General features: G+C 66.2%; 6 protein-coding genes and 1 pseudogene. All 7 read right to left on the bottom strand.

Annotated elements, in window-relative coordinates:
• Window positions 1–229: pseudogene (locus PHQ87_RS13305) on the bottom strand (transporter substrate-binding domain-containing protein); the annotation flags it as partial.
• Between the two features lie 149 nt (window positions 230–378).
• Complete coding sequence (locus PHQ87_RS13300; RefSeq protein WP_300235223.1) at window positions 379–1,713, bottom strand: sulfatase-like hydrolase/transferase; 1,335 nt, start codon at window positions 1,711–1,713, stop codon at window positions 379–381.
• The gene (locus PHQ87_RS13295) at window positions 1,710–2,810 is read right to left on the bottom strand and encodes an ABC transporter substrate-binding protein (RefSeq protein ID WP_300235220.1); all 1,101 of its coding nucleotides are present in this window, start codon (window positions 2,808–2,810) and stop codon (window positions 1,710–1,712) included. Before PHQ87_RS13295 ends, PHQ87_RS13300 begins: the two co-directional genes overlap by 4 nt.
• A gap of 26 nt (window positions 2,811–2,836) precedes the next feature.
• On the bottom strand, window positions 2,837–3,664 hold the full coding sequence (locus tag PHQ87_RS13290) for an ABC transporter ATP-binding protein (protein ID WP_300235217.1): 828 nt from the start codon (window positions 3,662–3,664) through the stop codon (window positions 2,837–2,839).
• 20 nt (window positions 3,665–3,684) lie between these two features.
• Window positions 3,685–4,476, bottom strand: coding sequence for an ABC transporter permease (locus tag PHQ87_RS13285; RefSeq protein WP_300235214.1), 792 nt, complete (start codon window positions 4,474–4,476; stop codon window positions 3,685–3,687).
• A 14-nt stretch (window positions 4,477–4,490) separates the two neighbouring features.
• The gene (locus PHQ87_RS13280; protein WP_300235211.1) at window positions 4,491–5,333 is read right to left on the bottom strand and encodes an ABC transporter permease; all 843 of its coding nucleotides are present in this window, start codon (window positions 5,331–5,333) and stop codon (window positions 4,491–4,493) included.
• Window positions 5,334–5,359: 26 nt separating this feature from the next.
• The gene (locus tag PHQ87_RS13275; protein ID WP_300235207.1) at window positions 5,360–6,442 is read right to left on the bottom strand and encodes an ABC transporter substrate-binding protein; all 1,083 of its coding nucleotides are present in this window, start codon (window positions 6,440–6,442) and stop codon (window positions 5,360–5,362) included.
• Window positions 6,443–6,634: the final 192 nt, after the last annotated feature.

Genomic DNA, 6,634 nt, shown 5'->3' with positions numbered 1-6,634 from the left:
CCGGCTTGACACCGATCCTGGCCGCGATGGCCTTGGCCAGATCGACTTCGTAGCCGATGAACTCGCGGGTCTTGGGGTCGATGAAGCTGTTGGGCTCGTCGATGCCGAGCACGCCGATGACGAGCTCGCCCTTTTGCTTGATGTCGGCGAGCTGGTCGGCCTGGGCGGCCAGGCTGGCCACGGCCAGCAAGGTAGCCGAAGCAGCCTTGACGATGGAAAACAGTCGCATGTGGTTTCTCCAAGAGACGTGAATGTGTTGTTGGGTCGGCGTTGCGGGTTTCGCGACGCCCGTGTGCAGGTTATGCCGCGGCCTTCATTCGGGGAACGAATCAATGCGCATATCGATGTTCGTTTACGGCGCAAGGCCGCGGCACCCCCTTACATGCCACGCGTGGCCCGCTCGGGCGCATAACGGTCGGCCTGGATGTCGGGCGTCACGCCGTGTGTCAGCACCTCGTCAGTGATGGGCAAAAACTGCGCGTTCCACGCCTCCCACGACTGGCGCAGGCGAGCGAACATCTCGGGGTGCTTGTCCTTGAGGTTGGCACGCTCCAGCGTGTCGTCTTCGACGTCGAACAGGAATTCGTTGTCGTTGATGCGCAGGTACTTGAAGCGGCCCTCCCGCGCCGCGCGCTGGCGCTGCGCCTTGTAGCGCCAGAACAGACGGCGCTCATGGACCGGCACGGCCCCTTCCAGCACCGGCAGGATGTTCTCGCCATCGCTCGGGTAGTCGGGATGTGGCGCCGTGCCCGCGGCCGACAGCAGCGTGGGCAGCCAGTCCATGGTGATGGTGACCTGTTCGCTGACCTGGGGCTGCAGGCGTGCCGGCCAGGACAACAGGGTCGGCACGCGGATGCCCCCTTCGAGCAGTTCGGTCTTCTGGCCGGTGAAGGGCCAGGTCTTGGAAAAACGCTCACCGCCGTTGTCGCTGGTGAAGATCACGATGGTGTCGTCGAACACACCCTTGGCCTTGAGCGCCTGCACCACCTGCCCCACCGCGGCGTCGAGCGAACGCACCATCCGGGCGTAGGTGTGCAGATTGCCGCCGTCGTAGTGGAAGATGTCGGTCAGATCGCGCGAGACATGTTCGTCGTCCGGGCCGACCCAGGGCCAGTGTGGTGCGGTGAAGTGCAGCGACAGGAAGAAGGGTTTGTCGGCCGCCTGCTGACCGATCCACGAGCTGGCCTCGTCGGCCAGCAGTTGCGTGTAGTAGCCCACGCGCTCGACCGGCACTTCGCCCTCGTAGAGGTCGCGCGGCACCGCCGCACCCACGCCAGGCTTGTGGGTGAAGTAGTCGATGGCACCACCATAGTTGCCGAAGAAGCGGTTGTAACCACTCTTGAGCGGGCCGTAGTGCGGCAGGTTGCCCAGGTGCCACTTGCCGATCAGCGCGGTCTCGTAGCCCGCATCGCGCAGCAGAGAGGGCAGCGTCGGGTGGTCGGCCGGCAGGCCATGCAGGTGGGCCGTGCGCACCAGGGGTTCTTCCAGCCCGCCACGCAGGCGGTACTGGTAGCGCCCGGTGATGAGACCGAAGCGCGTGGCCGAACACACCGCCGAGTTGGCGTAGGCCTGCGTGAAGCGCACACCACCGGCCGCCAGCGCATCGAGGTTCGGCGTCTGGTAGTGGGACTGCCCGTAGACGCTCAGGTCCGCCCAGCCGAGATCGTCGGCCAGGATGAACACGATGTTGGGTTGCGTCGCGGTCTGGCTCATGCCGCCCCCTTGGCCTTGCCGGTCGCGTCGGTCTCGCGCCAAGTATTGGCCAGCTTCAGATCCTTCACGGCCTGCTGCACGAACTGCGGCTGGAACCAGCGCTTCACGTCGAACCCTTCGCCGCGGATCAGGCCCAGACGCAGGCCGTCGTCGAGCACCGTCTGGTAGTTGGCGATGAAGCCATCGTCCAGCAGTGGCGAATAGCGCACGGCAAGGTTCTCGCCCGCCAGCTCCTCGCGGAAAGACGTTTCGGGGTTGCCGCTGTTGGCGACGTAGAGCTTGATCAGCGCTTCGCGGTTGGCCTCCTGCGAGGCCCAGGCCGCCGCTCGCACCAGTTGGCCGACCACGCGCTGCACCAGGGGTGCGTTGCCCGCCACGAAGTCTTCGGTGGCCAGCAGGCCGGAGTTGATGGTGAAGGCCGCCCCCTTGCCACGCGTGAGCGGCAGGATGTTCACACCCTTCTCGCGCAGGATGAACAGGTCCGCCCCGCCGAAGGTGGCATCGATCTGCCCGGCCACCACGGCGGCCTTGGAGCTGGGCCAGTCCATGTTGATGAGCCGGACGTCTTTTTCGCTCAGGCCGGCGGCGGCCAGCAGGTTGTCGAACGGGCGCTGGTAGGCCGTGCCCTTGAGAACGCTGACCTTCCTGCCCTTCAGATCGGCCACCGACCTGATGGTCGATCCCGGAGCGGTCGCCAGGTAGCTGCCCGTGCCGCGGCCGGTGGCGGCGATGAAGCGCGTAGGCAACCCACGGGCCTTGTGGATGACCGAGGCCAGGTCACCCAGCGAGACAATGTCCAGTTGCCGGGCCGCCAGGGCCTCGGCCACCGCCGGGCCGGCGCCGCGGAAGAAGTTCCACTGCACCTCGATGCCATCCTTGGCGAACTCTTCTTCGAGCCAGCGGTTGGCCTGCACGATGGCCAGCGAGCCACCGCCCGGCGAGGGCTTGCCGGCAGTGCCCAGGTCGGGGGAGCCGATGCGCACCACCCTGGCAGCGTGGGACTGCGCACGCGCCAGCCAGGGCGCGGCCAGGCTGGTGGCGGCGAGACCGGCCACGAAGTGCCGGCGTTGAACTGATGAGACGGGTGTCTTGTTCATGAGGGTCCTCGGGAAACAGGGAAGGTTCAGACGGCGAACTGCCAGGTGCTCGTATCGGGACGTGCGGTTTTCAGCGGGGGTTCGGCCAGTTCGGCGGCACTGTGCTCGCCGAATTCGCGCAGCACGTTGTCCTTGACCGTGGTGAAGGCGTAGGAGGCACGGTCGCGCGGGTGAGCCAGGGGAACCGGCACCGTTCGACGGATGCGGCCGGGGCGGGGCTCCATCACCACCACCTTGTCGCCCAGGTAGACCGCCTCCTCCACGTCGTGGGTGACCAGGATCATGGTGATGCCCTCTGTCTGCCAGATGCGGTGCAGCTCCTGTTGCAGGTGAGCACGGGTCATGGCGTCGAGCGCGCCAAAGGGCTCGTCCAGCAGCAGGATGTCGGGCCGGTTCACCAGCGCGCGGGCAATGGCCACGCGCTGCGACATGCCGCCCGAGAGCTGGTGCGGGTAGGCCTTCTCGAAACCGTTCAGACCCACCAGTTCGATGTGCTCGCGGATGGTGGCGCGCTGCTGGCCTTCGGTCAGACCCGAATTGAGCAGGCCCAGCGCGATGTTCTTTTCCACCGTCAGCCAGGGGAACAGGCGGTGCTCCTGAAACACGATGCCGCGGTTGAGGTTCGTACCCCGGACGCGGGTGCCGTCCAGCAGGATCTCGCCCTCGTAGTCCTCCTCCAGGCCGATGATCAGGCGCAACAGCGTGGACTTGCCGCAGCCGCTGGTGCCGACAATGCTGACGAACTCACCCGGCTTGATGGTGAGGTTGATGTCGTGCAGCACGGGCAGGGGCTGTCCCTTCACTTCGTACCGCTTGTTCAGGCCCCGGATGTCCAGGGTGCCGGCGTGTGCCATGGTGTCTTTCTCCGGAAGTTTCAGTAGCGGGCGACCGTGCGGTCGCGCCAGGCCAGCAGGCGGCGCTCCAGTGCGCCCGTCGCAGCGTTCAGGACGCTGCCGACCAGCCCGATCACGACCACGCCGAACAGCACCAGATCCATCTGGAAGTGCTCGCGCCCGTCGATCAGTGTGTTGCCGATGCCCGGACCCGAAGCCATCAGGTATTCGCTGCCCAGCGTGGCCAGCCAGCTGTAGATCAGCGCCAGTTGCACCCCGGTGAAGACCGAGGGTGCGGCCGAGGGCGCAATCACGCGGGTCAGTTGCTGCCGGAAGCCGAAGCCATAGACGCGTCCGACTTCGATGAACTCGCGCGGCACGCTGCGCAGACCCTCGAAGGTGTTGAGCACCATGGGGAAAAAGGCTGCCATGGCGATGAAGGCGATCTTGGCGCCGTCACCCAGGCCGAACCACATCGACAGCATCGGGATCCAGGCGAACAGCGAGATCTGCTTGAGCGTGTGGAAGGACGGGCCGACCAGGCGCTCGGCCCAGCGCGACCAGCCCAGCAGCACCCCGACCGCCAGCCCGGCACTGGCCCCGGCCACGAAGCCCTGGGCATTGCGCCAGAGGCTGGCCGAGAGAGCCGCCCACAGGTCGCCGCTGGTGATCTGCTGCAGCGCTTTCTCCCACACCGCCCAAGGTGATACCAGCAATGGCGAGGTGGACCAGCCCGATGCCACAGCCCACCACCAGAGCAGCAGGATCAGCACCGGCAGTACCCAGGGCCGCAGGGCCGGGGGCACTCCACCGGAAGACGTTGCTTGGGACATGTCGGTCTCCTTGTTCACAGGCCCGGCTTGCGCCAGCGCAGCAGCCAGGCTTCGGTCAGCGACAGCAGCCTGTCGATCGCAAAACCCACGATGCCCACTGCCAGCACCGAGGCCAGCACCACGTCCAGTTGGAACAGCTGGCGCCCATAGACGATCAGGAAACCGATGCCCTCGGACGAGGCCAGCAGTTCCACCACCACCAGCGCCAGCCAGGCGTGGGTGAGGCCGTAGCGCACGCCATTCCAGATCGGTGCCGTGGCAACGGGAAACACCACACGGGTCAGCATCTGCCAACGGCTGAAGCCATAGACCCTGGCCACTTCGATGAGGCGGTTGGGCACGCCCTGGATGCCCTGGCAGGTGCTGAGCGTCACCGGCACCAGGGTGGCCTTGGCGATCAGCAGGAACTTGAGCGCCTCGTCAATGCCCACCAGCAGCATCAGCAGCGGCAGCCAGCCGATCACCGGCACCTGGGCAAACGCCTTGAACAGCGGGTAGAGGTAGTCGCGCGCAGCGGACGAGAGCCCCATCACGGAACCGAGCACCAATCCGGCCAGCAGACCGATGCCGAAGCCGGTGAAGACGCGCACCAGGCTGATCTCCAGGTTGGTCCAGATCTCGCCGCTGGCCACCATGTCGGCGAAGGTGCGGAACACCTGGGCTGGTGGTGGCAACACCTGCTCGGGCGCCCATCCCAGAACGGACGACAAATGCCACAACAGCAGCAGCGCCAGCGGAAAGGGCCAGGCCCAGAGCCATCGCAGCGGCGGGCGCCAGCGGGCAGTGCCCCCGCTGTGCGCGGGGGCCACGGACGCTGGCGACGGCAGCGACGCGGTCGCACCAGGGGATGAAGACATGGTCGCGCTCCTCTCGGCTGGGGTCGTCAGTCCACCAGCTGACCGTCGGGTCCGTAGACCGGCCAGTAGGTTTCGAGCTTGAGCTCCTTGAGCGCTGCGTTCAGGTAGCGGCGGTCGAACCAGCTGTCGATCTCGGGCACCTTGCGGGTGAGCCTGAGTGCATGGGCGTCCTTGGCCGCCTCGTTGTAGCGCGCCACCAGGAAGGGATCGAGCAGCGGCGAAAAGCGCACACGCAGCGGCTGGCCGATGAAGTCCTCGCGCCAGATCTTCTCGGGGTACTCGGTCTTGCCCCAGCGCTCGAACACTTCGGCCCGGTTGGCCTCCTGCGAATAACGGTGCGCCACCTTGACCAGCGTCGTCACCACGCGCTGCACCGCCTGCGGGTATTTCGCAGCAAAGTCCTCGGTCACCAGCAGATGTGCCTGGCGCGTGTACTTGTAGTTGTCGGCCGCTGCCGACCAGACGATCTTCGCCTGTCCCCTGTCGCGCAGGTCGAAGGCACCGACGTAGTCGAAGATCGCGTCCACGTCCTTGTTGAGCAGCGCGGTACGGCCGCCGGCCAGGTCCAGGTTGATGATTTTGAGGTCGCTTTCCTTGAGGCCATGCGCCGCCAGTGCGGCGGACGCGGCCAGGTGCAGGTTGGTACCCTTGAACAGCGCCACGTGCTTGCCCTTGAGGTCTTCCAGTTTCTGAATGCCCGAGTCCGGCTGCACCGCCAGGTACAGGCCGGTGCGCACGCCGCTGCCGGCGATCAGCTTGGTCTTCACACCGTTGGCGCGCGCCACGATGGCCGGCAGGTCACCCTGCCAGGCGAAATCCAGTTGGTGGTTCACCAGCGCTTCGTTGACGGCCGGACCAGCGCCCTTGAAGAACACCCACTTGATCTCGACCCCGTCCTGGCGGAACGCCGCCTCGAAGGCCCCGTCGGTGTAGGCCAGCGCAGTGGTGGTGCCACCGTGGCGGATGGGGTTGCTGCCCACGCCGCCGGTGGCCACACCGATGCGGATCACCTTGAGCGGCTCGGTGGGTGCGGCCTGGGCCGATGCGCGGCCTGTAGCGAAGAGAGACAGTGCCAGGACCGACAGGGCCAGGCGGCGACGGGTGTTCATGCGTCCTCCGTAGGTGTGTGTTGTGGGCAGATGAAATCTACGGACATCGCCTTGCCCGGTAAACCAATGAAAACCGATATCCAAGCTCCCCGCTGTTCTGGTCATAAGTTCATGCCGCACAGAGCATCAGCATCCTTGATTGCCGTGTTTGCATATGCGGAACGCTTCGTTCACGGCCGGCACCGGCATGCA

Origin of the sequence: Hydrogenophaga sp., from assembly GCF_028698005.1 — a bacterium.
Classification (GTDB): domain Bacteria; phylum Pseudomonadota; class Gammaproteobacteria; order Burkholderiales; family Burkholderiaceae_C; genus Hydrogenophaga.
The sequence above is the reverse complement of the archived record's forward strand: the minus strand, read 5'-3'. Positions and strand labels throughout refer to the sequence as shown.

What these genes read in the sequence shown, in the direction of transcription:
- PHQ87_RS13285 (WP_300235214.1), bottom strand. Translation starts at nt 4,476, where the DNA reads ATGTCCCAAGCAACGTCTTCCGGTGGAGTGCCCCCGGCCCTGCGGCCC.
- PHQ87_RS13295 (WP_300235220.1), bottom strand. Translation starts at nt 2,810, where the DNA reads ATGAACAAGACACCCGTCTCATCAGTTCAACGCCGGCACTTCGTGGCC.
- PHQ87_RS13300 (WP_300235223.1), bottom strand. Translation starts at nt 1,713, where the DNA reads ATGAGCCAGACCGCGACGCAACCCAACATCGTGTTCATCCTGGCCGAC.
- PHQ87_RS13290 (WP_300235217.1), bottom strand. Translation starts at nt 3,664, where the DNA reads ATGGCACACGCCGGCACCCTGGACATCCGGGGCCTGAACAAGCGGTAC.
- PHQ87_RS13280 (WP_300235211.1), bottom strand. Translation starts at nt 5,333, where the DNA reads ATGTCTTCATCCCCTGGTGCGACCGCGTCGCTGCCGTCGCCAGCGTCC.
- PHQ87_RS13275 (WP_300235207.1), bottom strand. Translation starts at nt 6,442, where the DNA reads ATGAACACCCGTCGCCGCCTGGCCCTGTCGGTCCTGGCACTGTCTCTC.